Source organism: Pseudomonas sp. GL93 (assembly GCF_003408955.1).
Taxonomy (GTDB): Bacteria; Pseudomonadota; Gammaproteobacteria; order Pseudomonadales; family Pseudomonadaceae; genus Aquipseudomonas; species Aquipseudomonas paracarnis.
In genome coordinates this window covers 77,177-100,237 of record NZ_NKRF01000119.1, presented here as the reverse complement: position 1 = coordinate 100,237, position 23,061 = coordinate 77,177, and the positions used below count along the sequence as shown (strand labels likewise).

The 23,061-nt window shown below is 60.1% G+C and carries 25 protein-coding genes and 4 tRNA genes; 19 read left to right on the top strand and 10 right to left on the bottom strand.

Features of this window, described 5'->3' with window-relative positions:
* Window positions 1-113: 113 nt before the first annotated feature.
* The 5 genes from ribF (at window position 114) to ispH (ending at window position 5,977) form a co-directional block, all read left to right on the top strand.
* Window positions 114-1,052: a bifunctional riboflavin kinase/FAD synthetase gene (gene ribF / locus CER19_RS25200; protein ID WP_165861672.1), complete on the top strand. Its 939-nt coding sequence runs from the start codon at window positions 114-116 to the stop codon at window positions 1,050-1,052.
* A gap of 14 nt (window positions 1,053-1,066) precedes the next feature.
* Window positions 1,067-3,898 carry an isoleucine--tRNA ligase gene (gene ileS, locus CER19_RS25195; protein ID WP_116668383.1) on the top strand — a complete coding sequence of 944 codons (2,832 nt, stop codon included), beginning with the start codon at window positions 1,067-1,069 and terminating at the stop codon, window positions 3,896-3,898.
* Entirely contained in the window at window positions 3,891-4,403 is a 513-nt protein-coding gene (gene lspA / locus CER19_RS25190) for a signal peptidase II (RefSeq protein ID WP_003188406.1), read from the top strand. Before ileS ends, lspA begins: the two co-directional genes overlap by 8 nt.
* Window positions 4,404-4,410: 7 nt before the next feature.
* Window positions 4,411-4,848: a peptidylprolyl isomerase gene (locus tag CER19_RS25185; RefSeq protein ID WP_169855857.1), complete on the top strand. Its 438-nt coding sequence runs from the start codon at window positions 4,411-4,413 to the stop codon at window positions 4,846-4,848.
* Window positions 4,849-5,029: 181 nt separating this feature from the next.
* Window positions 5,030-5,977, top strand: coding sequence for a 4-hydroxy-3-methylbut-2-enyl diphosphate reductase (gene ispH, locus CER19_RS25180; RefSeq protein ID WP_003188409.1), 948 nt, complete (start codon window positions 5,030-5,032; stop codon window positions 5,975-5,977).
* Here the strand turns inward: ispH and CER19_RS25175 are convergent.
* On the bottom strand, window positions 5,931-6,512 hold the full coding sequence (locus CER19_RS25175) for a GspH/FimT family pseudopilin (RefSeq protein WP_116668382.1): 582 nt from the start codon (window positions 6,510-6,512) through the stop codon (window positions 5,931-5,933). The genes ispH and CER19_RS25175 overlap by 47 nt on opposite strands.
* 196 nt (window positions 6,513-6,708) lie before the next feature.
* On the opposite strand from CER19_RS25175, the gene pilV reads away from it, so the two are divergent.
* The 5 genes from pilV to thiO are packed head-to-tail and all read left to right on the top strand — an operon-like array spanning window position 6,709 to window position 10,016.
* Complete coding sequence (pilV, locus tag CER19_RS25170; RefSeq protein WP_116668381.1) at window positions 6,709-7,191, top strand: type IV pilus modification protein PilV; 483 nt, start codon at window positions 6,709-6,711, stop codon at window positions 7,189-7,191.
* Window positions 7,188-7,895: a PilW family protein gene (locus tag CER19_RS25165; RefSeq protein WP_116668380.1), complete on the top strand. Its 708-nt coding sequence runs from the start codon at window positions 7,188-7,190 to the stop codon at window positions 7,893-7,895. The genes pilV and CER19_RS25165 overlap by 4 nt, the downstream gene beginning before the upstream one ends.
* 5 nt (window positions 7,896-7,900) lie before the next feature.
* Window positions 7,901-8,431, top strand: a complete 531-nt coding sequence (locus CER19_RS25160; RefSeq protein WP_116668379.1) for a PilX N-terminal domain-containing pilus assembly protein — start codon at window positions 7,901-7,903, stop codon at window positions 8,429-8,431.
* A gap of 11 nt (window positions 8,432-8,442) precedes the next feature.
* A complete protein-coding gene (locus CER19_RS25155; RefSeq protein WP_116668378.1) occupies window positions 8,443-8,847 on the top strand; it encodes a type IV pilin protein in 405 nt (134 codons plus the stop codon).
* A 59-nt stretch (window positions 8,848-8,906) separates the two neighbouring features.
* Window positions 8,907-10,016, top strand: a complete 1,110-nt coding sequence (gene thiO, locus CER19_RS25150; protein ID WP_116668386.1) for a glycine oxidase ThiO — start codon at window positions 8,907-8,909, stop codon at window positions 10,014-10,016.
* Here the strand turns inward: thiO and CER19_RS25145 are convergent.
* Together CER19_RS25145 and CER19_RS25140 are read right to left on the bottom strand one after the other, a co-directional pair.
* Window positions 10,003-10,236, bottom strand: coding sequence for a PP0621 family protein (locus tag CER19_RS25145; protein WP_116668377.1), 234 nt, complete (start codon window positions 10,234-10,236; stop codon window positions 10,003-10,005). The two genes, thiO and CER19_RS25145, sit on opposite strands and share 14 nt — an antisense overlap.
* A gap of 127 nt (window positions 10,237-10,363) precedes the next feature.
* Window positions 10,364-11,389 carry an outer membrane protein assembly factor BamD gene (locus tag CER19_RS25140; protein ID WP_094774497.1) on the bottom strand — a complete coding sequence of 342 codons (1,026 nt, stop codon included), beginning with the start codon at window positions 11,387-11,389 and terminating at the stop codon, window positions 10,364-10,366.
* A 149-nt stretch (window positions 11,390-11,538) separates the two neighbouring features.
* Between CER19_RS25140 and rluD the strand changes: the two genes are divergently transcribed.
* The 7 genes from rluD (at window position 11,539) to CER19_RS25105 (ending at window position 16,632) form a co-directional block, all read left to right on the top strand.
* Entirely contained in the window at window positions 11,539-12,501 is a 963-nt protein-coding gene (rluD, locus tag CER19_RS25135) for a 23S rRNA pseudouridine(1911/1915/1917) synthase RluD (RefSeq protein WP_116668376.1), read from the top strand.
* Window positions 12,498-13,223, top strand: coding sequence for a peptidoglycan editing factor PgeF (gene pgeF, locus CER19_RS25130; protein WP_116668375.1), 726 nt, complete (start codon window positions 12,498-12,500; stop codon window positions 13,221-13,223). Before rluD ends, pgeF begins: the two co-directional genes overlap by 4 nt.
* A 135-nt stretch (window positions 13,224-13,358) precedes the next feature.
* Window positions 13,359-15,923 (top strand): ATP-dependent chaperone ClpB, encoded by a 2,565-nt coding sequence (clpB, locus tag CER19_RS25125; RefSeq protein ID WP_116668374.1) that lies wholly within the window; start codon window positions 13,359-13,361, stop codon window positions 15,921-15,923.
* Window positions 15,924-16,218: 295 nt separating this feature from the next.
* Window positions 16,219-16,294 (top strand) — tRNA-Asn (locus tag CER19_RS25120).
* 9 nt (window positions 16,295-16,303) lie between these two features.
* Window positions 16,304-16,380, top strand: a tRNA-Pro gene (locus CER19_RS25115).
* A 5-nt stretch (window positions 16,381-16,385) separates the two neighbouring features.
* Window positions 16,386-16,461 (top strand) — tRNA-Lys (locus tag CER19_RS25110).
* A gap of 94 nt (window positions 16,462-16,555) precedes the next feature.
* Window positions 16,556-16,632: transfer RNA gene (locus CER19_RS25105), tRNA-Pro, on the top strand.
* 124 nt (window positions 16,633-16,756) lie between these two features.
* Here the strand turns inward: CER19_RS25105 and CER19_RS25100 are convergent.
* The 3 genes from CER19_RS25100 to CER19_RS25090 are packed head-to-tail and all read right to left on the bottom strand — an operon-like array spanning window position 16,757 to window position 18,972.
* On the bottom strand, window positions 16,757-18,055 hold the full coding sequence (locus tag CER19_RS25100; protein ID WP_014716868.1) for an NAD(P)/FAD-dependent oxidoreductase: 1,299 nt from the start codon (window positions 18,053-18,055) through the stop codon (window positions 16,757-16,759).
* Window positions 18,056-18,115: 60 nt separating this feature from the next.
* Window positions 18,116-18,289, bottom strand: a complete 174-nt coding sequence (locus CER19_RS25095) for a DUF3094 family protein (RefSeq protein WP_116668373.1) — start codon at window positions 18,287-18,289, stop codon at window positions 18,116-18,118.
* 53 nt (window positions 18,290-18,342) lie between these two features.
* Entirely contained in the window at window positions 18,343-18,972 is a 630-nt protein-coding gene (locus tag CER19_RS25090; protein WP_003188431.1) for a DUF1780 domain-containing protein, read from the bottom strand.
* A gap of 128 nt (window positions 18,973-19,100) precedes the next feature.
* On the opposite strand from CER19_RS25090, the gene CER19_RS25085 reads away from it, so the two are divergent.
* A complete protein-coding gene (locus CER19_RS25085) occupies window positions 19,101-19,790 on the top strand; it encodes an energy-coupling factor ABC transporter permease (protein WP_116668372.1) in 690 nt (229 codons plus the stop codon).
* A 64-nt stretch (window positions 19,791-19,854) separates the two neighbouring features.
* Window positions 19,855-20,070 (top strand): hypothetical protein, encoded by a 216-nt coding sequence (locus tag CER19_RS25080; RefSeq protein WP_003171680.1) that lies wholly within the window; start codon window positions 19,855-19,857, stop codon window positions 20,068-20,070.
* On the opposite strand, the gene yacG is transcribed toward CER19_RS25080, so the two are convergent.
* From yacG to CER19_RS25060, 4 genes are read right to left on the bottom strand one after another with little or no spacing between them, the layout of a single operon-like run.
* The gene (gene yacG / locus CER19_RS25075) at window positions 20,067-20,267 is read right to left on the bottom strand and encodes a DNA gyrase inhibitor YacG (protein WP_003188437.1); all 201 of its coding nucleotides are present in this window, start codon (window positions 20,265-20,267) and stop codon (window positions 20,067-20,069) included. The genes CER19_RS25080 and yacG overlap by 4 nt on opposite strands.
* The gene (coaE, locus tag CER19_RS25070) at window positions 20,264-20,887 is read right to left on the bottom strand and encodes a dephospho-CoA kinase (protein WP_032903992.1); all 624 of its coding nucleotides are present in this window, start codon (window positions 20,885-20,887) and stop codon (window positions 20,264-20,266) included. Before coaE ends, yacG begins: the two co-directional genes overlap by 4 nt.
* On the bottom strand, window positions 20,884-21,750 hold the full coding sequence (locus CER19_RS25065; protein WP_116668371.1) for an A24 family peptidase: 867 nt from the start codon (window positions 21,748-21,750) through the stop codon (window positions 20,884-20,886). Before CER19_RS25065 ends, coaE begins: the two co-directional genes overlap by 4 nt.
* A complete protein-coding gene (locus CER19_RS25060) occupies window positions 21,747-22,955 on the bottom strand; it encodes a type II secretion system F family protein (protein WP_116668370.1) in 1,209 nt (402 codons plus the stop codon). Before CER19_RS25060 ends, CER19_RS25065 begins: the two co-directional genes overlap by 4 nt.
* Between the last annotated feature and the right edge of the window lie 106 nt (window positions 22,956-23,061).

The window sequence follows — 23,061 nt, the reverse complement described above, 5'->3', positions numbered from 1 at the left end:
TGCCGCGATAAAACGGTTGTTTTATCGATTCGACCCATTTGGCCTGCGCTGTTGCCTGTCGTCCACGGCTGGGTATGGTTATAATCGACCACTTTATGAGCAAGAAGCGCGTTATGCAGCTGGTTCGAGGTCTCCACAACCTGCGCCCCGAGCATCGGGGCTGCGTCGCCACTATTGGCAACTTTGACGGTGTTCACCGTGGCCACCAGGCTATCCTGGCTCGGCTGCGCGAGCGTGCGGTCGAGTTGGGCGTGCCCAGCTGCGTGGTGATTTTTGAGCCACAACCTCGGGAGTTCTTTACCCCGGAAACGGCGCCGGCCCGCTTGGCGCGCTTGCGGGACAAGCTGCAGCTGTTGGCGGAGGAGGGCGTGGACCGTGTCCTCTGCCTGGCATTCAACCAGCGTTTGCGCAGCCTCAGCGCCGCCGAGTTCGTCGACCGCATCCTGGTGGACGGCCTGGGTGTGCAACACCTGGAGGTCGGCGACGACTTTCATTTCGGTTGTGACCGGGTCGGGGATTTCGATTTCCTGCAACATGCCGGCGTCAATCAGGGTTTCACTGTCGAAGCCGCGCAAACCGTCGAACTGGACGGCCTGCGCGTGAGCAGCACCCAGGTGCGTAACGCCCTGGCCGCCGCCGACTTCGACCTGGCCGAGCGTTTGCTCGGTCGCCCGTTCCGCATTGCCGGGCGGGTACTGCACGGCCAGAAGCTGGCGCGCCAATTGGGCACGCCAACCGCCAACGTGCAGCTCAAGCGCCGTCGTGTGCCGCTGACCGGGGTATACCTGGTCAGCGTCGACATAGACGGCCGATCGTGGCCAGGAGTCGCCAATATAGGCGTCAGGCCCACGGTTGCAGGTGATGGCAAGGCCCACCTGGAAGTTCACCTTTTGGATTTTGCCGGTGATTTATACGACCGGCGTTTGACGGTGGTTTTCCACCAGAAGCTGCGTGAAGAGCAGCGTTTCGCCTCCCTGGAGGCGTTGAAAACGGCGATCAATGCGGATGTCGCCGCCGCCCGTGCACTAGCCGCACCTAGCGCCCATCGCTAACCGAAGAGCCTTAAATGACCGACTATAAAGCCACGCTAAACCTTCCGGACACCGCCTTCCCAATGAAGGCCGGCCTGCCACAGCGCGAACCGCAGATTCTGCAGCGCTGGGACAGTATTGGCCTGTACGGAAAGTTGCGCGAAATTGGCAAGGATCGTCCGAAATTCGTCCTGCACGACGGCCCTCCTTATGCCAACGGCACGATTCACATCGGTCATGCGCTGAACAAGATTCTCAAGGACATGATCCTGCGTTCGAAGACCCTGTCGGGCTTTGACGCGCCGTATGTCCCGGGTTGGGACTGCCACGGCCTGCCGATCGAACACAAAGTCGAAGTGACCTACGGCAAGAACCTGGGCGCGGACAAGACCCGCGAACTGTGCCGTGCCTACGCCGCCGAACAGATCGAAGGGCAGAAGTCCGAATTCATTCGCCTGGGTGTACTGGGCGAGTGGGACAACCCCTACAAAACCATGAACTTCAAGAACGAAGCCGGTGAAATCCGCGCCTTGGCCGAAATCGTCAAGGGCGGTTTCGTGTTCAAGGGCCTCAAGCCCGTGAACTGGTGCTTCGACTGCGGCTCGGCCCTGGCCGAGGCGGAAGTGGAATACGAAGACAAGAAGTCCTCGACCATCGACGTGGCCTTCCCGATCGCCGACGACGCCAAGCTGGCCGAGGCTTTCGGCCTGGCAAGCCTGGCCAAGCCGGCCGCCATCGTGATCTGGACCACCACCCCGTGGACCATCCCGGCCAACCAGGCGCTGAACGTGCACCCGGAGTTCACCTACGCCCTGGTAGACGTTGGTGATCGCCTGCTGGTGCTGGCTGAGGAAATGGTCGAGTCGTGCCTGGCGCGTTACGAACTGCAAGGTTCGGTGATCGCCACCACCACCGGTTCCGCGCTGGAGCTGATCAACTTCCGTCACCCCTTCTATGACCGTCTGTCGCCGGTGTACCTGGCTGACTACGTGGAGCTGGGCGCCGGCACTGGCATCGTTCACTCTGCGCCTGCCTATGGCGTAGACGACTTCGTGACCTGCAAAGCCTATGGCATGGTCAACGACGACATCCTGAACCCGGTGCAAAGCAACGGCGTGTACGCGCCGTCCCTGGAGTTCTTCGGCGGCCAGTTCATCTTCAAGGCCAACCAGCCGATCATCGATAAGCTCTCGGAAGTCGGCGCGCTGTTGCACACCGAAACCATCAAGCACAGCTACATGCACTGCTGGCGCCACAAGACCCCGCTGATCTACCGCGCCACTGCGCAGTGGTTTATCGGCATGGACAAAGAGCCGACCAGCGGCGATACCCTGCGTAACCGCGCGATCAAGGCCATCGAAGACACCACGTTCGTCCCGGCCTGGGGCCAGGCGCGCCTGCATTCGATGATCGCCAATCGTCCGGACTGGTGCATCTCCCGCCAACGTAACTGGGGCGTGCCGATTCCGTTCTTCCTGAACAAGGAAAGCGGCGAGCTGCACCCGCGCACCGTCGAGCTGATGGAGCTTGTGGCCCAGCGCGTCGAACAGGAAGGTATCGAAGCCTGGTTCAAGCTGGACGCCGCCGAGCTGCTGGGCGACGAAGCGCCGCTGTACGACAAGATCAGCGACACCCTCGACGTGTGGTTCGATTCGGGCACCACCCACTGGCATGTGCTGCGTGGCTCGCACCCGATGGGCCACGAGACCGGTCCGCGCGCCGACCTGTATCTGGAAGGCTCGGACCAACACCGTGGCTGGTTCCACTCGTCGCTGCTGACCGGTTGCGCCATCGACGACCACGCACCGTACCGCGAACTGCTGACCCACGGTTTCACCGTCGACGAGAACGGCCGCAAGATGTCCAAATCCCTGGGCAACGTGATTGCGCCGCAAAAGGTCAATGACACCCTGGGCGCCGACATCATGCGTCTGTGGGTGGCCTCGACTGACTATTCGGGTGAGATGGCTGTTTCGGAGCAGATCCTGCAGCGCAGCGCCGACGCCTACCGTCGTATCCGCAATACCGCGCGCTTCATGTTGTCGAACCTGACCGGTTTCAACCCGGCCACCGACCTGCTGCCGGCTGAAGACATGCTCGCGCTGGACCGTTGGGCCGTGGACCGTACCCTGTTGCTGCAGCGTGAGCTGCAAGAGCACTACGGCGAATACCGCTTCTGGAATGTTTACTCCAAGATCCACAACTTCTGCGTGCAGGAGCTGGGCGGTTTCTACCTCGACATCATCAAGGACCGCCAGTACACCACCGGTGCCAACAGCAAGGCGCGCCGTTCGGCGCAGACCGCGCTGTACCATATCAGCGAAGCGCTGGTGCGCTGGATCGCACCGATCCTGGCGTTCACCGCCGACGAGCTGTGGGAATACCTGCCGGGCGAGCGTAACGAGTCCGTCATGCTCAACACTTGGTACGAAGGCCTGACCGAACTGCCGGCCGACTTCGAACTGGGCCGCGAGTACTGGGCAGGCGTCATGGCCGTCAAGGTTGCGGTGAACAAGGAGCTGGAAGTGCAGCGTGCGGCCAAGGCCGTGGGTGGCAACCTGCAAGCTGAAGTCACCCTGTTTGCCGAGGATGGCCTGACCGCCGACCTGGCCAAGCTGAGCAACGAACTGCGCTTCGTGCTGATCACCTCCACCGCGAGCCTGGCACCTTTCGCCCAGGCCCCGGCAGATGCCGTGGTCACCGAGGTGCCGGGCCTGAAGCTCAAGGTGGTGAAGTCGGCCTTCCCTAAATGCGCCCGTTGCTGGCACTGCCGTGAAGATGTCGGTGTGAACCCTGAGCACCCGGAAATCTGCGGTCGTTGTGTCGATAACATCAGCGGTGAAGGCGAGGTTCGCCACTATGCCTAATGCAGCCAGTCGTTTCGGACGTCTGGGCTGGCTCGTACTGAGCCTGCTGGTGCTGGTCATTGACCAGGTCAGCAAGGCTCACTTCGAGGGCTCCCTGGAAATGTTCCAGCAAATCGTGGTGATCCCGGATTACTTCAGCTGGACCCTGGCCTACAACACTGGCGCCGCCTTCAGCTTCCTCGCTGACGGCGGTGGCTGGCAGCGCTGGCTGTTCGCTGTTATCGCCGTGGTGGTCAGTGCCGTGCTGGTGGTGTGGCTCAAGCGCCTGGGCCGCGACGACACCTGGCTGGCTATCGCGCTGGCCCTGGTATTGGGCGGCGCGCTGGGCAACCTGTATGACCGCATCGCCCTGGGCCATGTGATCGACTTCATCCTGGTGCATTGGCAGAACCGCCACTACTTCCCGGCGTTCAACTTTGCCGACAGCGCCATCACCGTTGGTGCAATCATGCTGGCGCTGGATATGTTCAAGAGCAAAAAAACCGGAGAAACCGTCAATGACTGATCAGGTATTGGCTGAGCAACGCATCGGCCAGAACACGGAAGTCACTTTGCATTTCGCATTGCGCCTGGAAAATGGCGACACGGTCGACAGCACCTTCGACAAAGCCCCGGCGACCTTCAAGGTTGGCGACGGTAACCTGCTGCCCGGTTTTGAAGCGGCGTTGTTCGGGTTCAAGGCGGGCGACAAGCGCAACCTGCAGATCCTGCCGGAAAACGCCTTCGGCCAACCCAACCCGCAAAACGTGCAGATCATTCCACGTTCGCAATTCGAAGGCATGGACCTGTCGGAAGGCTTGCTGGTGATCTTCAATGATGCGGCGAATACCGAATTGCCTGGTGTGGTTAAAGCCTTCGATGATGCGCAAGTGACCATCGATTTCAACCATCCGTTGGCCGGTAAAACCTTGACGTTTGATGTTGAAATCATCGACGTTAAAGCGCTCTAACTGACGAAACCGGTTCCTGTGGGGCTGGCTTGTGTGGGAGCTGGCTTGCCTGCGATAGCATCACCTCGGTGTACCTGATACATCGAGTCGCTTGCATCGTGGGCAAGTCCGCTCCCACAGAGGCTTATTCTATAGAGCTGAGTTGGTCCAATTTCTTGCCCTGCAAGGCACGAGGCACAGCATGCAAATCAAACTCGCCAACCCCCGTGGCTTCTGCGCTGGTGTGGACCGGGCGATCGAAATCGTCAACCGCGCCCTGGAAGTCTTCGGGCCGCCGATTTATGTGCGCCACGAAGTCGTGCATAACAAGTTCGTGGTCGAAGACCTGCGCGCACGCGGTGCGATCTTTGTCGAAGAACTCGACCAGGTACCCGACGACGTTATCGTCATCTTCAGTGCCCATGGCGTGTCCCAGGCCGTGCGTACCGAAGCGGCCGGCCGTGGCCTTAAAGTGTTCGATGCCACCTGCCCGCTGGTGACCAAGGTGCACATTGAAGTGGCGCGTTATAGCCGCGACGGTCGCGAATGCATCCTGATCGGCCATGCCGGTCACCCGGAAGTCGAAGGCACCATGGGCCAGTACGATGCCAGCAACGGCGGCGCCATCTACCTGGTGGAAGACGAAAAGGACGTTGCCAACTTGCAAGTGCACAATCCTGATCGCCTGGCTTTCGTCACCCAGACTACCTTGTCCATGGACGATACCAGCCGCGTCATCGACGCCCTGCGCACGCGATTTCCTGCTATTGGCGGCCCCCGCAAGGATGACATCTGCTATGCCACGCAAAACCGCCAGGATGCGGTCAAGCAACTGGCGGACGAATGCGATGTAGTGCTGGTGGTCGGCAGCCCTAACAGTTCCAACTCCAACCGCTTGCGCGAGCTGGCCGAGCGCATGGCTACACCGGCGTACCTGATCGACGGCGCCGAGGACATGCAGCGCAGCTGGTTCGATGGTGTCGAGCGTATCGGCATCACGGCGGGCGCCTCCGCTCCGGAAGTACTGGTGCGCGGTGTGATCCAACAGTTGCAAGCCTGGGGTGCCACCGGCGCCGATGAGCTGGCGGGCCGTGAAGAGAACATCACGTTCTCCATGCCCAAGGAGCTGCGGGTCCGCTCGCTGCTCTGACGGCAAGGGTGCTGGAATAGCCTCGGCATAACGCCTGTTCGGTCTTATCACTGCGCAGGCTCACGCGACCGCTGGGGGCCAGCACCACCTGGTACAGGCTCTGTGCCTGGTCCTTGTCACACACATGCACCGTGCCGGCACGAAATCCTCCGCCGGCGAACACCGGCTCCCCCAAGCTGCTGAAGCGTACCTGGCTCGTAACCGGGCCATTACCGGCGACCGGCACGCGCCCACTGTCCTCGCGCTCCAGCAATACCGGATTGTCGTCATCCAGGTGGCCGCGTCCACTCACATCCAGTATCACTCGCCATCCCAGGCTCCAATCCTCGCCCTTTGCATGAATGACCACCGCCCGGTTGCGCGCGATGGCCTCGGTGCGTGCGTAGCGCAGCCCGGAGGCGAGTGATTGGGCCGCGCTTTGTCGTTGCTGTGATTCAAGTAAACCCTTGAAACCAGGTACGGCCAGTTGTGCGAGAAAACTGGTGACGATCAGCCCCAGCAGCATTTCAATCAGGGTAAATCCTCGTTGTTTCATGTGCGTTCCCTCCTTGGGCACGAGTGGGTTTTCTAGGTATAGCGCTTGGTCCTTGACGCTGGATGATGGCCTTTATGTCCAAAGTATTTCCCTTTGTTCCGGGAGCAGCGCCGCTCGAAAACCGGCGCTAGTCTTGGATCGCACAGCAGGTCTTGCCTGCTTTTTTCTCCGGCCTTCGACATGGATGACGACGGAAATGCCTGCCTGCCCGAACCGATTCCTGCGCGTTGCGCATTCGCGCCAATCCGGCATGACGCTGGTCGAGGTGCTGGTAGCGCTGTTGATTTTGGCGATCGGCCTGATGGGCGCTGCGGTGCTGCAACTCAACGCGCTCAAGTACACCAACAGCGCCAGGATGACCAGCCAAGCCAGCTTTATTGCCTACGACATGCTCGACCGCATTCGCACCAATGCTGGCGCCGATTACACATGGGGCAGGGCGGAGTTGGCGCCACCCAACACTGCCGCCGCCAGCGTACGTGACCTGGACCTGCACGATTTCGAGGCCAATATCATGGGTTTTGCCGGCGAGGATGCCAAAGGTTCAGTGGTGGTGAATGGGCACGAGGTCACCATCAGCATCAGTTGGGCAGATGCCCGGGCAGCAAACCGTCCAGGGGCGCGGGAAACCTTCACCCTGACCAGCCGCATCAGCAATGAACAGGGAGTATCGCAATGAAGCGCCTTGCGCGAGGTTTCAGCCTGGTGGAAGTGTTGCTGGCGCTCGCCATCGGGTTGGTCCTGATACTTGGGGCGAGCCAGATACTGATCAGCTCACGGTTGACCCATGCCAGCCAGCAGGCCGCCATGGTGCTGCAGGATGATGCGCGGTTTGTGCTGAGCAAGATCACCCAGGATATTCGCCAGGCAGGCATGCTGGGCTGTTTGGCCGTGGCCGCTATCGACAATGCTCCGGCTGCCTTTGATCGGCCGATAAGCTGGGAAGCGGCGGGGGGCGCGAAGTCAATCACGTTGGTCACCGCGAATGTCGGCGATGGCGTCGGCAAGCCGGACTGGACAGTGTTGTCCGACTGCAAGGGGGCGGCCAGGGCTTATGCCGGCACACCACCCGTTGTCGAACCTGGCCAGCTTCGCTTTGGCATACGCCAACTTACCTACACCTACGAATCGGGCCAGTTGAAGATCAGTACCCCGGCAGCACCGGCCAGGGCAGTATTGATGGATAACGTGCGGGCATTCGACGTCAGCTTCGGCATGGCGGCCACCTCGGCATCAACGGTTGTGGTGCGCTATGACAGCCATCCGGCCGATGAGTCGCTGATACGCAGCGTGCGCATCCTCATGACCCTTCAAGACCCCGCTGGGCGGGTGAAGGACCAGACCTACAGTGTCGTGGCAGCACTGCGAAATCGGCTGGGGTAGGTGCAATGACCAAGCATGGTGGCATTCGAGTAGAGCAGACCGGGATGGTGCTGCTGATCAGTCTGGTGTTCCTGTTGGTGCTGTCGCAGTTGGGACTGTCATCGATACAGGCTGCGGTCTCCCAGCAAAAAGTCGCGAGCAGCCTGTGGCATCGCAATCAATCGTTTCAATCTGCCGAAAGCGGCCTGAGGTTGGGAGAGTCGGCCGTGCAGAGGGTTGGCCAGGCGATGCCTGTCTGTCACTCGATCATCCGCTGTGCGCCGCCTGCTGAAGCGTCTTCCTTGACGGCGGCCGGGACGAACCCTGTCTCGGCGGTCACCTGGCTTGCCTTGAAGAATGGGTTTTATGGCATTCAGTCCCTTGGGGAGGGTGAAGGGCTGGCTCACTTGCCGCCCCGTTCTCCAGCCACGCTTTTTCGGGTCACTTCGGTCGGTCTCGCGGGGCAATCGCGCACGGTGCTGGAGACGGTCTATGCACGGGTGGAGGAGGGCGGCCGCGTCAAGTTTCGACGGGTCTTATGGCGGCAACTTCAATAAGGAGCAATCGAATGGGCAAGGAGAGCCAGGGTTTTACCCTGATTGAGCTACTGATGGTCGTGGCGATCATCTCGTTGCTGGCTGGGATTGCGTATCCCGGGTACCTCGGCCAGGTGAAGAAGGTGTATCGGGCGCAGATCGTCGCGTTGTTGAGCGAACAGGCCCAGCACCTGGAGCGTTCTTATACGAGGAATGGCACTTTTATTGATGCAGGCGACGTCAGTGCGGGTAATGATCATTATAGAATCAGTGCCGTCCTCAACCCTCAGGATTTTGACCTGCTCGCCACTCCCGCTGCGGACTCGGTCATGGCGAACGACGCATGCGCAGCATTCAGCTTGACCAGCACGGGTATGCGCGGAAACCCGGGAGCGGGGCCTGAAATGTCGCCCAAGGTCTGCTGGGGGCAAGGATGAGCGTGCTTGAAGAATGGGCGCCGGGCGCGCCTTTCCCTGTTTATCGGCTGGATCAAATGATGGCTAAGCAACAGCAAATGGTGATTGTCGGCGGCGGAGTAATCGGGCTGTTGACGGCGTACAACCTCGCCAGTGAGGGCCAGGCGGTCACACTGCTGGAGCGCGGTGGGCTTGGGCAAGAGTCTTCCTGGGCGGGCGGTGGGATTGTCTCGCCGTTGTACCCGTGGCGCTATAGCCAGGCGGTCACTGCCTTGGCCCATTGGTCCCAGGATTTTTACCCGCAACTGGCGCAACGGCTGTTTGCTGCTACCGGCGTCGATCCAGAGGTACATACCACGGGTTTGTATTGGCTCGACCTGGATGACGAGGCGCAAGCACTGGCCTGGGCTGCCCGTGAAGGGCGACCGTTAAGCAAGGTGGACGTGTCGGCGGCCCATGACGCGGTGCCGGTGCTGGGGGGCGGCTACTCCCAGGCGATCTACATGGCCAACGTGGCCAATGTTCGCAACCCGCGCCTGGTCAAATCACTGAAGGCGGCGCTGCTGGCGTTGCCGAACGTGACGATTCGCGAGCAATGCGATGTGTCGGGCTTTGTGCTCGGCGACGGCAGGGTGGTGGGTGTGAATACCGCTATGGGCCAGGTTTTGGCGGATCAAGTGGTGCTCGCGGCCGGCGCCTGGAGCGGGCAATTGTTGGGTACGCTGGGCCTGGGGCTACCCGTGGAGCCGGTCAAAGGCCAAATGATCCTGTACAAATGCGCGTCCGACTTTTTATCCAGCATGGTCCTGGCCAAGGGGCGTTATGCGATCCCGCGGCGGGATGGGCACATCCTGATCGGCAGCACGTTGGAGCATGAAGGATTCGACAAGACGCCAACCGACACCGCGCTGGAAAGCCTCAAGGCGTCTGCGGTGGAGCTGATTCCCGCCTTGGCGGACGCCGAGGTGGTCGGGCATTGGGCCGGTTTGCGGCCTGGCTCACCCGAAGGTATACCGTTTATCGGTGAGGTCCCTGGGTTCAAGGGGTTGTGGCTCAATTGCGGGCATTACCGCAATGGTCTGGTACTCGCACCAGCCTCTTGCCAGTTGTTCACCGACTTGCTGCTGGCGCGGGTTCCGATCATCGATCCAGTGCCTTACGCCCCCGCAGGTCGCCTCAACGCTGGATAGACTTTGGCCCTTGTTCCAGGTGCGCCTGGGTGCAGTACCATTCCTGGCGTGAACTCAGTGCGCGGTCCTGCGGCAGGTGCACGCCACAGTGGGCGCAACGCACCATCAGGGCCGCATCCGGCTCGGCAGGCCGTTGCTGGCGAGCGGCAGGGTTTTTGAATTTGCGCCAGAACCATACCGCGGCAGCAATGACGGCAATCCAGAACAGTAGACGAAGCATGATGGGCAGTTTCTCGACAAGGAATGCGCCAGTTTAGCCAAGGTGAACACGGGCGCACAGGGCAATAAATACTCGCTCATAAAAAAGGGAGCTCCTTCAGAGCTCCCTTTCGCGTTGCGTCGAACAATCAGTCGAACACACCAAAGGTCATGTAGCTGAACCACGAGCGGTCCTGGTTGTTGCCCAGGGCTTGCGGCTCTTCTTCTTCGATCACATCGCCGTTCTCGTCGTGCGGCTTGAGCTCCGAAGGAATGGCGTCTTTGGCGTCCTGGTACTGCTTGATCACGTCCTGGTTGGCGCGAGTTTCACCCGGCGGCAGCGGTGGACGGGACTCGATCAGGCCCAAGGTGTACTTGCTCAGCCACGAACGGTTGTCTGCTTCGTCAACCTGAGGCACGAACTGGCCGTCTTTCAGGCTAGGGTGGTCAGGGTAGTTGAGCTTCAGGGTTTCCAGGCTGGTAGTCGCCAGGGTGTCCAGGTGCAGACGCTGGTAAGCCTCGGTCATCACGGCCAGGCCGTCACCCACGGACGGGGTTTCCTGGAAGTTTTCCACCACATAGCGGCCACGGTTGGCGGCGGCCACATAAGCCTGACGGGTCAGGTAGTAGTGGGCCACGTGGATCTCGTACGAAGCCAGCAGGTTGCGCAAGTAGATCATGCGCTGCTTGGCGTCCGGCGCGTAGCGGCTGTTGGGGTAGCGGCTGGTCAGCTGGGCGAACTCGTTATAGGAGTCGCGTGCAGCGCCCGGATCACGCTTGGTCATGTCCAGCGGCAGGAAGCGCGCCAGCAGGCCAACATCCTGGTCGAACGAGGTCAGGCCCTTCATGTAGTAGGCGTAGTCCACGTTCGGGTGCTGCGGGTGCAGGCGGATGAAACGCTCGGCAGCGGACTTGGCAGCTTCCGGCTCGGCGTTCTTGTAGTTGGCGTAGATCAGCTCAAGCTGGGCCTGGTCGGCATAGCGGCCGAACGGGTAACGCGACTCCAATGCCTTCAGCTTCGCTGTGGCGCTGGTGAAGCTATTATTGTCCAAGTCTGTCTGAGCTTGCTGGTACAGCTCGACTTCGCTCAGGTTTTCGTCGACGACGTCCTTTGTTGACGAGCAAGCAGCAGTCATGGCGAGGATGGCGATCAGCAGCAGGTGTTTCACTTGCATGGCGGCTTGCGTCCCTATGACGGCCGCTGTCTTGGGCGGGGCCGTCCTGTTATGATGAGCGCCCCGTTGAAAGCCTCGGGGCAAAAGACGCCGTATTTAACCACAAGCGCGCAGCCGAAACCAAAGGCTACGCCACGCCTAGTCTGAGCATGTCCGATAAAATTGAACTTCGCGCAGAGGTGCCGTCCGAATTGGGCGGCCAACGCCTCGATCAAGTCGCCGCACAATTATTCGCTGAGCACTCGCGCTCGCGCCTTTCCGCCTGGATCAAAGACGGCCGCCTGACTGTGGATGGAGCGGTTATCCGCCCGCGAGACATAGTCCATGGCGGTGCGATTCTTGAGCTGACTGCCGAGCAGGAAGCCCAGGGAGAATGGGTTGCCCAGGACATCGAGCTGGATATCGTCTATGAAGACGACGACATCCTGGTCATCAACAAACCCGCGGGCCTGGTGGTTCACCCGGCCGCCGGGCACGCTGATGGCACCTTGCTCAATGCCCTGTTGCACCACGTGCCGGACATCATCAATGTGCCGCGCTGCGGCATCGTGCACCGTCTGGACAAGGACACCACCGGCCTTATGGTGGTAGCCAAGACCATTCAGGCGCAGACGCAACTGGTTACGCAATTGCAGAGCCGCAGCGTCAGCCGCATCTATGAGTGCATTGTGATCGGCGTCGTTGTAGCCGGTGGCAAGATCAACGCACCCATTGGCCGTCACGGCCAGCAGCGCCAGCGTATGGCGGTGATGGAAGGTGGCAAGCAGGCCGTCAGCCACTACCGTGTGCTGGAACGTTTCCGCTCCCACACCCATGTGCGGGTCAAGCTGGAAACCGGGCGTACCCACCAGATTCGCGTGCACATGGCGCATATCAACTTCCCGTTGGTCGGCGATCCTGCCTACGGTGGCCGCTTCCGTATTCCGCCAGCGGCCAGCCAGACCATGGTTGAGTCGCTCAAGACGTTCCCGCGCCAGGCACTGCATGCACGCTTCCTGGAACTGGATCATCCGACGAGCGGTAAGCGTATGAGCTGGGAATCGCCCCGGCCGGACGATCTGGTCTGGCTGCTGTCGCTGCTCAAGCAGGATCGCGAGGCGTTTGTCGGATGAGTGACTGGCTGATACCTGACTGGCCCGCGCCGGCTCGGGTAAAAGCCTGTGTTACCACCCGTGCGGGCGGCGTCAGCCTGGCGCCGTTCGACAGCCTCAACCTGGGCGATCATGTCGAGGACAGCCTTGAGGCGGTCCTTGAAAATCGCCGTCGGCTGAGTGACGCCTTCGATATCCAGCCTGCCTGGTTGCGCCAAGTCCATGGTACTCACGTGGTTGAGGCCGATCCGGCCCTTACTGTCGAGGCTGACGGCAGTTGGACCAGCACCGCTGGTATCGCCTGCACGTCTATGACAGCCGATTGCCTGCCGGCGCTGTTCTGTAATCGGGCGGGCCCCCGGGTTGCCGCAGCCCATGCCGGTTGGCGTGGTTTGGCGGCCGGCGTGCTGGAGGCCGCGTTCGAAAGCCTGGATACCGCACCCGAAGACGTTCTGGTCTGGCTCGGCCCTGCCATTGGCCCACAAACCTTCGAGGTCGGCCCGGAAGTGCGTGAAGCATTCATGCAGCAACTGCCGGCCACTGCTGAAGCCTTTGTTCCCGGCCGCAACCCCGGCAAATTCATGGCCGACATCTACCAGCTGGCGCGCCTGCGTCTGGCAGCGCGCGGTGTTAGCGCTGTGTATGGTGGCGGTTTGTGCACTGTGACCGACCCGCGTTTCTTTTCTTATCGCCGCAGCCCGCGTACGGGCCGATTCGCCTCCCTTATCTGGCTTGAACGCTAGACTGTCCTGACCTGTATCAACCGTGCGCCGCTTGAAACGCCCAGAATCCACCCCATCTATAAGGGTATCTGGCAGGTTTCTTCATTCAGGATGTGTTTGTTCATAGCTCCGGCCTGCTCAAAAGGAAGGTGACTAATGCGTATTGATCGTTTAACCAGCAAATTACAGTTGGCCTTGTCCGACTCTCAATCCTTGGCGGTGGGCCTCGACCATCCGGCCATTGAGCCTGCGCACTTGATGCAGGCGCTCCTGGAACAGCAAGGTGGTTCTATCAAACCCTTGCTGATGCAGGTGGGCTTTGACGTTAATAGCCTGCGCAAGGAGTTGAGCAAAGAGCTCGACCAACTGCCGAAAATCCAGAATCCCACCGGCGACGTGAATATGTCCCAGGATCTGGCGCGCCTGCTCAACCAGGCTGACCGCCTGGCCCAGCAGAAAGGTGACCAGTTCATCTCCAGCGAACTGGTGCTGCTCGCCGCCATGGACGACAACAGCAAACTCGGCAAATTGTTGCTGGGCCAGGGCGTGAGCAAGAAAGCCCTGGAAAACGCCATCAACAACCTGCGTGGCGGCGAAGCGGTCAACGACCCCAACCACGAGGAGTCGCGCCAGGCCCTGGACAAATACACCGTCGACCTGACCAAGCGTGCCGAAGAAGGCAAGCTCGACCCGGTGATCGGCCGTGACGACGAAATCCGTCGCACCATCCAGGTGTTGCAACGTCGCACCAAGAACAACCCGGTGTTGATCGGTGAACCTGGCGTGGGTAAAACCGCGATTGCCGAAGGCCTGGCCCAGCGCATCATTAATGGTGAGGTGCCGGACGGTCTCAAAGGCAAGCGCCTGCTGTCTTTGGATATGGGCTCGCTGATTGCCGGTGCCAAGTTCCGCGGTGAGTTCGAAGAGCGCCTCAAATCTCTACTTAACGAATTGTCGAAGCAGGAAGGACAGATCATTCTGTTTATCGACGAATTGCACACCATGGTTGGCGCCGGTAAGGGCGAAGGCTCCATGGACGCCGGCAATATGCTCAAGCCCGCCTTGGCGCGGGGTGAGTTGCACTGCGTCGGTGCGACCACGCTTAACGAATACCGTCAGTACATCGAGAAGGACGCAGCCCTTGAGCGTCGCTTCCAGAAAGTACTGGTGGAAGAGCCGAGCGAAGAAGACACCATCGCGATCCTGCGTGGCCTGAAAGAGCGCTATGAGGTCCACCATAAGGTGGCGATCACCGACGGTGCGATCATTGCGGCGGCCAAGTTGAGCCACCGCTATATCACCGATCGCCAGTTGCCGGACAAGGCTATCGACCTGATCGACGAAGCGGCCAGCCGCATCCGTATGGAGATCGACTCCAAGCCGGAAGTGCTGGATCGCCTGGATCGCCGCCTGATTCAACTGAAAGTCGAATCCCAGGCGCTGAAGAAAGAAGAAGACGAAGCGGCCAAGAAACGCCTGGAAAAACTTCAGGAAGAAATTGTCCGCCTGGAACGCGAGTATTCGGACCTCGAAGAAATCTGGACCTCGGAAAAAGCCGAAGTACAGGGCTCGGCGCAGATCCAGCAAAAGATCGAGCAGTCCCGCCAGGAACTGGAAGCGGCGCGCCGTAAAGGTGACCTGAACCGCATGGCCGAGTTGCAGTACGGGGTGATCCCGGACCTGGAGCGCAGCCTGCAGATGGTCGACCAGCATGGCAAGCCTGAGAACCAGTTGCTGCGCAGCAAGGTGACCGAGGAAGAAATTGCCGAAGTGGTCTCCAAGTGGACCGGTATTCCCGTGTCGAAGATGCTCGAAGGCGAGCGCGACAAGTTGCTGAAGATGGAAAGCCTATTGCATCAGCGCGTCATCGGCCAGGAAGAGGCGGTGGTGGCGGTCTCCAACGCGGTACGGCGTTCGCGGGCAGGTTTGTCCGACCCGAACCGTCCAAGTGGCTCGTTCATGTTCCTCGGCCCAACCGGCGTGGGTAAGACCGAGTTGTGCAAGGCCCTGGCCGAGTTCCTCTTTGATACTGAAGAGGCCATGGTGCGGATCGATATGTCCGAATTCATGGAGAAACACTCGGTGGCTCGTCTGATCGGTGCGCCACCAGGCTATGTGGGTTACGAAGAGGGCGGTTATCTGACCGAAGCCGTGCGGCGCAAGCCTTACTCGGTGATCCTGCTGGATGAGGTCGAGAAGGCGCATCCGGATGTGTTCAACATCTTGCTGCAGGTGCTGGAAGATGGTCGCTTGACGGACAGCCACGGGCGCACGGTGGACTTCCGCAATACGGTGATCGTGATGACTTCCAATCTGGGGTCGGCACAGATCCAGGAATTGGTGGGTGATCGTGAAGCCCAGCGTGCGGCGGTGATGGACGCGTTGACCACGCACTTCCGTCCGGAGTTCATCAACCGGGTCGACGAAGTGGGGATCTTCGAGCCTCTGGCGCGGGATCAGATCGCGGGTATTACCGAAATCCAGTTAGGCCGCCTGCGTAGCCGTCTGGCCGAGCGCGAGTTGGACCTGGAGCTGAGCAGCGAAGCGTTGGACAAGCTGATCGCGGTCGGTTACGACCCAGTATATGGCGCACGGCCACTCAAACGTGCGATCCAGCGCTGGATCGAGAACCCACTGGCGCAGCTGATTCTGTCGGGCAGCTTTATGCCTGGCACCCGCGTCACGGCGACGGTGAAAGACGACGAAATCGTCTTCCATTAAGGCCTGTGCTTGGCGCAGCCAGAGAAGGCCCCGCATTGCGGGGCCTTTTTTTTCGATAGGGCGTTGAACTGTAAGGCAAAGGCTTGTAAAGTGCGCCCCGCAGCAACGTCAGCCCACGGGTTTCTTCTCCCCAAGAAGAAATCAGAAAGAAGCGCAAATCATTGTCTTAAAAGCAATTTAAAGGGTTGACAGGGGTTTTTAAGATTGTAGAATAGCGCGCCTCAGAGACGCTAACGTAGCGATACGGACAGGGTCGAAGAGGAAGCAACACAGCAGTAACTTTGAAATATGTAGTTCCGTGATAGCTCAGTCGGTAGAGCAAATGACTGTTAATCATTGGGTCCCAGGTTCGAGTCCTGGTCACGGAGCCAATTTCAAACCGGGGTATAGCGCAGTCCGGTAGCGCGCCTGCTTTGGGAGCAGGATGTCGGGAGTTCGAATCCCCCTACCCCGACCATATTTGGGTCGTTAGCTCAGTTGGTAGAGCAGTTGGCTTTTAACCAATTGGTCGTAGGTTCGAATCCCACACGACCCACCATTTTTGAGACCAGTTAACGCTGGGATCGAATCTTAAGATCAGAGGCCAAAAGCGCTGATCGAAGAAGGCGACTGAAAGGTCGCCTTTTTATTACCGGGGTATAGCGCAGTCCGGTAGCGCGCCTGCTTTGGGAGCAGGATGTCGGGAGTTCGAATCCCCCTACCCCGACCATATTAAAAATCCTCGTATCGAAAGATACGGGGATTTTTTTTGTGTGCGCGAATCCTGAATTCTCCGCAAAACAAATGTGGGAGCGGGCTCCCACATTTACCAGGTCTCCTTCGAGACCAGGTTGTTAATGCAATTTAAGGCGTGGCTCGGTGCCGCGGCCGATCTTGCTGCCCAGCATCAGCATCGCCGTGCGGAAGAACCCATACAGCGCCATCTGGTGCATCCGGTACAGCGACACGTAGAACATCCGCGCCAGCCAGCCTTCCAGCATCACACTGCCCGTCAAATTGCCCATCAAGTTACCCACCGCGGAAAAGCGCGACAGCGAGATCAGCGAACCGTAGTCGGTGTACTTGTAGGTCGGCAGTTCCTTGCCTTCAATTCGCAGCTTCAGCGACTTGGCGAGCAATGAGGCCTGTTGGTGAGCCGCTTGGGCCCGTGGCGGCACATTGCGGTCGGTGCCCGGCTGCGGGCAGGCGGCGCAATCACCAAAGGCGAAGATATTTTCGTCGCGGGTGGTTTGCAGTGTTTGCAGGACTTGCAGCTGGTTGATGCGGTTGGTTTCCAGGCCATCGATGTCCTTGAGGAAACCGGGCGCGCGGATACCGGCCGCCCATACTTTCAGGCTGGCCGGAATCACCTGGCCGCTGCTGGTGATCAAGGCATCGGCGGTCACTTCACTGACCGCCGAGTTGGTCAGTACGGTCACCCCTAGTTTTTCCAGGGTCTTGTGCACGGGCCCACCGATCCGCTCCGGCAGTGCAGGCAGTACTCGCGGGCCGGCTTCGATCAGGGTGATGTGCATGTTTTCCGGCTTGATACGGTCCAGGCCATAGGCGGCTAGCTCGTGGGCGGCGTTATGCAGCTCGGCGGCCAGTTCAACGCCGGTGGCACCGGCGCCCACGATGGCGACGCTGATCTGTTCGACGGCGTCGGTCTGCCCGGCATGGGCGCGCAGGTAGTGGTTGAGCAATTGCTGGTGGAAGCGCTCGGCCTGCTTGCGGGTGTCGAGGAATAGGCAATGTTGCGCTGCGCCTTCAGTGCCGAAGTCGTTGGTAGTGCTGCCTACCGCAATCACCAGGCTGTCGTAGCCCAGCACCCGGGCAGGCACCAGTTCGCGGCCTTCTTCGTCGAGGGTGGCGGCCAGCTGGATTTTCTTCTGCTCACGATCAAGCCCGCTCATGCGCCCTAGCTGGAACTCGAAGTGGTTCCATTTCGCTTGGGCAACATAGTTGAGTTCGTCTTCAGATGAGTTCAGTGAGCCGGCGGCCACTTCGTGCAGTAACGGCTTCCAGATGTGGGTCAGGTTAGTGTCGACCAGCGTGATGCTGGCCTTGCCACGCTTGCCCAGGGTCTTACCCAGGCGGGTAGCCAACTCCAGGCCGCCGGCACCGCCGCCGACGATAATAATACGATGGGTCATGGGGATATCTCGCAAGGCTAAAAGAAATCGGAGCAGTTACCCTCGCGAGCGCCAGGCGGCTCATAGCGTCAGGTAACTCAATAGGCGGCTCAGCGCACCGAGCCCGATGACCACTACCAGCACCACGCAGAGGAGCAGCCACGGCCGGAAAGGCTTGCGCTCGACTCTGTTCTGGGAAAGTCGCAGGTACTCTTCGACACGCTCTTGGTCATCGGGTTTCAGGCGGCTGGTCATAAAGGCCTCGTCAGGTAGACGTTGCAAAGGGGCGCCACGTTACAGCCAGGGCATCAAAGGCTGATGCCGACATCAAACACTATGCTGCGCCCCAGGTTGTTGCGCAAGAAGTCCGGCGCGTCGGGATGTGCAAACAGCACCCGGGCGAAGGTCGGCCCCACCAGTGAAAGCGAGCGCCAGCCCTGGCGCAGGTATTCGGTCGGCGGCGGAAAATGGCTGTTGAGGTCCAGTACTTCGCGCTTTAGGCTGGTAAACGCAATGAGGTCCAACTCCCCCAGGTCCATGCCGCGTTCTTTGTAGTTGTGGGCTTTTTTACGCAGTGTGGGGGCCAGGCGCAGCAGGAACTCATGGGCGGGAATTCGCCGTGGCTTGGCTTCGCGCCGTACCAGTTGGCTTAAAGAGAAAGCACTGCGCCTGCGCAGCAGCTCATCGCGCCACTCGTCGTTCAGGCGTCGGCCCTCGTCCAGCACAAAAAAGACCTCGAAGCTGGCGTCACGAAACAACACGTCGGGCGGCTCCTGGCCCGCAGCGTGAAACTCTTCGACGCGGTAGGGCACGTTCAAGCCTTGCAGCAGGCGCTGGCAGACCCAACGCTCACGCTCCCACTTGCGGGCATTGGACAGAAACGCATTGGCTTGTTCGGCTGCTACGGTGAGCAGGCGCAAATAATCTGAGTCATCCATAGTCGCAGCTTAGCGTTCAAATGATGACCACAGGAAGTCTTGCCTTAAAACGCGGGTGTAGAATGCTGATGTGTAGCAGGCCCAGGGACGAGGTGTGTGATGAGGTTTTTGATAAAGGCAGAGCATCCGTGATCAGTGCAGCGGTTCTGGCACCCCAGACGCTCGGCCTCGGCTGGCTGGTGTATGCGCCCGTGTTGATGTGGGCGATGCTGCGCTCGCCATGGCTGGAGCTGTTTGCCGACCGTCGGCGCCAGCACTTGCTGTTCGGCACGGTGTTCGCGCTGTTCATGCTGTGGCTGGTGCGACGGGATTTCGATACCGGCGTGTCCTACCACTTTATCGGCATGACCGCCGTGACCTTGCTGCTGGATTGGCCGCTGGCAATCGTCGGTGGCTTTGCCGCCCAGCTTGGCTTGATGCTGTTGGGGCGCGAGGATCTGGCCGCGCTTGGCGTCAATGGCCTGCTCCTGATCGTGCTGCCGGTGTTGGTCACCGAAGGGTGCGCGCTGTTGGTAGAGCGGGCTCAGCCGCGAAACCCCTTTGTGTATATCTTCTGTTCGGGCTTTTTTGCGGCCGCACTCTCGGCATTGCTGTGCCTGTTGGCCGGCCTGGGCCTGCTGTGGTTCGACGGCCTTTTTGCGATGCCTGAATGGCTGGAGGATTTTGTCGGTTACCTGTGGCTGATCATCTTTCCCGAAGCCTTTATCAACGGCATGGTCATCAGCGCGCTGGTGGTGTTTTGCCCGGAATGGCTGGAGACCTTCAACCGTACTCGCTACCTCTCGGCGCCGTGGAAGGACGACGATTCGCGGCGTTGATCCAGGTCAAATGCCAGGCAGCGGCGCGGGTCCATGCTCTGCAAAATTTTCAGGAGCACGGATCATGAGTGTGTACGAGTGGGCACGGCAGGAGTTGCGCAGAAGCCAGGATGCAGCGCAGGAAATCGGTTTTGACCCCGGCTTGACTTTGCGCGCCATGCTCAGTGCAGTGGTGCAGCAAAGCAAGGGTGTACGCAGTTTTGAAGACCTGGCCGACGAGTTGCAATACCTTGCAGAAAATCTCGACGACCAGCAGGAATATGCCTTTATGCGGCCTTAGTGGCGCGGCGGCAGGTCTTCGGAAAACAGTTCATCTTCGGCGTCCGGGGCCACGGGAATCTTGTGTTCTTCAGCGGCCCAGGCACCCAGGTCGATAAGCTTGCAACGGTCCGAGCAGAACGGCCGGTTGAGGTTGGTCGCTTTCCATTCCACGGGTGCACCGCAGGTTGGGCAGTCGACGGTCAAGGGTTGGCTCATGATCGGCCTCCACGCAAAGTAAGGTAAAAGTGGTGCAGTCGCTCGACCTCGCCGTGCAGCCAGGCGAGGTCCTTATCGTTGACCAGCACGTCATCGGCATGGTTCAGGCGGTCTTCGCGGCTGGACTGGGCCTTGAGAATTGCCTGCACCTGTTGTTCGCTGATGCCGTCGCGCTGCAGGGTACGCTGAATCTGCAGCGATTGCGGCACGTCGATCACCAGGATGCGCTGGGTCATGCTGTACTGCCCGGACTCGATCAGCAGTGGCGACACCAGGATCGCGTAGGGCGATTGGGCGCGTGCCAGGTGGCTGCGAATTTCCTCGGCGATCAGCGGGTGCAGCAAGGCTTCCAGCCACAGGCGCTCTTGCGGGACCTCAAAGATCAGTTTGCGCAGCGCGGCACGGTCCAGTTGACCGTCGGCTTGCAGCACGTCGCTGCCGAAGTGTTCGGCGATGCGTGCCAGGGCCGGGCGGCCAGGTTCGACGACCCAGCGCGCGGCGTGATCGGCATCCACCAGGTCGATGCCCAGCTTGATAAAGTGCTCGGCCGCAGCACTTTTGCCGCTGCCAATGCCGCCCGTGAGCCCAAGAATCCAGGGTGTTGCAACAGAAGTGGTCATCTGAAACCGACAGACTGCAAATAGAAGTCGGTTATTTGACCACCCCAGAGCAATGCAATCCAGCCGGCAATTGCCAGGCAGGGGCCAAACGGCATCGGCGCTGACACCTGGGCCTTACGCAAACGCAGCAGGATCAGCCCGACAAACACGCCCAACAGTGAGGCCATCAGCAGGGTCATCGGCAGAATCTGCCAGCCGCCCCAGGCTCCCAGCAAGGCCAATAACTTGAAGTCGCCATGGCCCATGCCGTCTTTGCCGGTGGCCAGCTTGAACAGCCAGAACAGGCACCACAAGCTCATGTAGCCGATGACCGCGCCCCACACAGCATCGGGCAGGGGCGTCAGCAGGTCAGCACTGTTGAGGATCAGCCCCAGCCATAGCAGCGGCAGCACCAGCACATCCGGCAGCAGTTGGTGGTCCAGATCAATCAGGCTCATGCCCAGCAAGCCCCAACTCAACAGCATCACTGCGCCGGCTTGCCAGCCGAAGCCGAAGTGCCAGGCGACAGCGGTTGAGATCAGCGCGCACGCGAGTTCGGTGAGGGGGTAACGCAGGCCGATGGGCTCGCGGCAGTGGGCACAACGCCCCCGGAGCAGCAGGTAGCTGAGCACCGGGATATTTTCCCAAGACCGAATCGGTTGATTGCAGTGCGGGCAGCAGGAGTTCGGGTGCATCAGATTATAGGCCGGCCCACCGGGCTCGGCTGGCAAGTCGAGAATCTCATGGGCCTGGGCACGCCATTCCCGCTCGAGCATTTTTGGCAGGCGCCACGCCAGCACATTGAGGAAGCTGCCGACGATCAGGCCCAACACCAACGCCAGGCCCGCAAACGCCCAGGGATGTTCGCTCAGCAGCAGGCTCAAAATGCCGTCCCCAATTGGAACACCGGCAGATACATGGCGACTACCAGCGCTCCGACAATGCCTCCCAGTACAACCATGATCAGCGGCTCCATCAGGCTGGTGAGGTTGTCGACCAAAGTATCCACGTCTGACTCGTAGTGGTTCGCGACTTTTTCCAGCATGCGGTCCAGGGTGCCGGACTCCTCCCCGATTGCGGTCATCTGGATCGCCATGCCTGGGAACAGGCCGCTGTTATGCATCGATTGATTCAACTGCATGCCTGTGGATACATCGTGGCGCATACGTTCGATTGCCTGTTTGAAGGGGCCATTGCCGACGGCGCCGGCCACCGAACCCAATGCCTGTACCAGAGGGACGCCCGCCGCAAAGGTGGTGGAAAGTGTGCGAGCGTAGCGAGCAACCGCAGATTTGTGCAGCAGTTTGCCTGCCACGGGCACTTTCAACAAACCCGCCGCCCACCAATGGCGAAACCCCGGGTAAGTTCGATAGGCATGATGCCCAGCGACCATTATGGCGCCCACGCCCAGCGCCAGCATCCACCACGCTTGTTGCAACAGTTCTGACAGTGCAATGACTCCCAGAGTAAACCCCGGCAATTGGCCGTTGACCCCGGCGAACAGGTTCTGGAACTGCGGCACAACGTGAATCAACAGCACTGTGCTCACCCCTGTGGCAATCACCAGTACCGCGACAGGGTAGGTCATGGCTTTCTTGATCCTGGTTTTGAGCCGTTGGCTTTTTTCCAAATGAATCGCCACGCGCTCGAGCAAGGTTTCCAGGGCGCCAGCCATTTCGCCAGCTGCCACCAGATTGCAATACAGCTCATCGAAGTAACGGGGATATTGGCGCAGGGCAGCGGCCAAGGAGTGTCCGCTGGCAATGTGCTGTTTCAACGCCTTCACCAGTTCTCGCAGTTGTGGGTTTTCGACGCCTTCGCTGATGATGTCGAAGGCTTGCAGCAGCGGGATGCCGGCTTTGAGCAAGGTGGCCAACTGGCGAGTGAACAGGGCGATATCCACAGGCGTTATTCGCGCCTTGAAGGCCGGTAGTGCGCAAGTTTTCTTGCGCACACGCTCAGGGCAGATCCCTTGCTGGCGCAGTTGTACCTTGATCAGCGCAAGGTTATGGCCGGCGATTTGTCCGGAAACCCGGCGCCCTTTGCGGTTGATGCCTTCCCAGGCATAAATTGTCGACGTGTCGTTCATGTGAGGTTGGCGCACCCAGGTCGTGAAGAATTTATAGCTTAGTCAGATGGCGGATGCGGGCAGGCTGGCGCTGAGCGATAAAATGTCAGATTGTGCGTCTTGCAGG

Excerpts from the sequence above, each read along its gene's own strand:
- CER19_RS25145 (WP_116668377.1), bottom strand. The coding sequence starts at position 10,236 with ATGCTTCGTCTACTGTTCTGGATTGCCGTCATTGCTGCCGCGGTATGG.
- pgeF (WP_116668375.1), top strand. The coding sequence starts at position 12,498 with ATGAGTGACTGGCTGATACCTGACTGGCCCGCGCCGGCTCGGGTAAAA.
- CER19_RS25165 (WP_116668380.1), top strand. The coding sequence starts at position 7,188 with ATGAAGCGCCTTGCGCGAGGTTTCAGCCTGGTGGAAGTGTTGCTGGCG.
- CER19_RS25100 (WP_014716868.1), bottom strand. The coding sequence starts at position 18,055 with ATGACCCATCGTATTATTATCGTCGGCGGCGGTGCCGGCGGCCTGGAG.
- pilV (WP_116668381.1), top strand. The coding sequence starts at position 6,709 with ATGCCTGCCTGCCCGAACCGATTCCTGCGCGTTGCGCATTCGCGCCAA.
- CER19_RS25090 (WP_003188431.1), bottom strand. The coding sequence starts at position 18,972 with ATGGATGACTCAGATTATTTGCGCCTGCTCACCGTAGCAGCCGAACAA.
- CER19_RS25060 (WP_116668370.1), bottom strand. The coding sequence starts at position 22,955 with ATGAACGACACGTCGACAATTTATGCCTGGGAAGGCATCAACCGCAAA.
- ileS (WP_116668383.1), top strand. The coding sequence starts at position 1,067 with ATGACCGACTATAAAGCCACGCTAAACCTTCCGGACACCGCCTTCCCA.
- coaE (WP_032903992.1), bottom strand. The coding sequence starts at position 20,887 with ATGACCACTTCTGTTGCAACACCCTGGATTCTTGGGCTCACGGGCGGC.
- lspA (WP_003188406.1), top strand. The coding sequence starts at position 3,891 with ATGCCTAATGCAGCCAGTCGTTTCGGACGTCTGGGCTGGCTCGTACTG.
- yacG (WP_003188437.1), bottom strand. The coding sequence starts at position 20,267 with ATGAGCCAACCCTTGACCGTCGACTGCCCAACCTGCGGTGCACCCGTG.
- CER19_RS25080 (WP_003171680.1), top strand. The coding sequence starts at position 19,855 with ATGAGTGTGTACGAGTGGGCACGGCAGGAGTTGCGCAGAAGCCAGGAT.
- rluD (WP_116668376.1), top strand. The coding sequence starts at position 11,539 with ATGTCCGATAAAATTGAACTTCGCGCAGAGGTGCCGTCCGAATTGGGC.
- CER19_RS25140 (WP_094774497.1), bottom strand. The coding sequence starts at position 11,389 with ATGCAAGTGAAACACCTGCTGCTGATCGCCATCCTCGCCATGACTGCT.
- CER19_RS25160 (WP_116668379.1), top strand. The coding sequence starts at position 7,901 with ATGACCAAGCATGGTGGCATTCGAGTAGAGCAGACCGGGATGGTGCTG.
- ispH (WP_003188409.1), top strand. The coding sequence starts at position 5,030 with ATGCAAATCAAACTCGCCAACCCCCGTGGCTTCTGCGCTGGTGTGGAC.
- CER19_RS25155 (WP_116668378.1), top strand. The coding sequence starts at position 8,443 with ATGGGCAAGGAGAGCCAGGGTTTTACCCTGATTGAGCTACTGATGGTC.
- CER19_RS25175 (WP_116668382.1), bottom strand. The coding sequence starts at position 6,512 with ATGAAACAACGAGGATTTACCCTGATTGAAATGCTGCTGGGGCTGATC.
- clpB (WP_116668374.1), top strand. The coding sequence starts at position 13,359 with ATGCGTATTGATCGTTTAACCAGCAAATTACAGTTGGCCTTGTCCGAC.
- ribF (WP_165861672.1), top strand. The coding sequence starts at position 114 with ATGCAGCTGGTTCGAGGTCTCCACAACCTGCGCCCCGAGCATCGGGGC.
- CER19_RS25095 (WP_116668373.1), bottom strand. The coding sequence starts at position 18,289 with ATGACCAGCCGCCTGAAACCCGATGACCAAGAGCGTGTCGAAGAGTAC.
- thiO (WP_116668386.1), top strand. The coding sequence starts at position 8,907 with ATGGCTAAGCAACAGCAAATGGTGATTGTCGGCGGCGGAGTAATCGGG.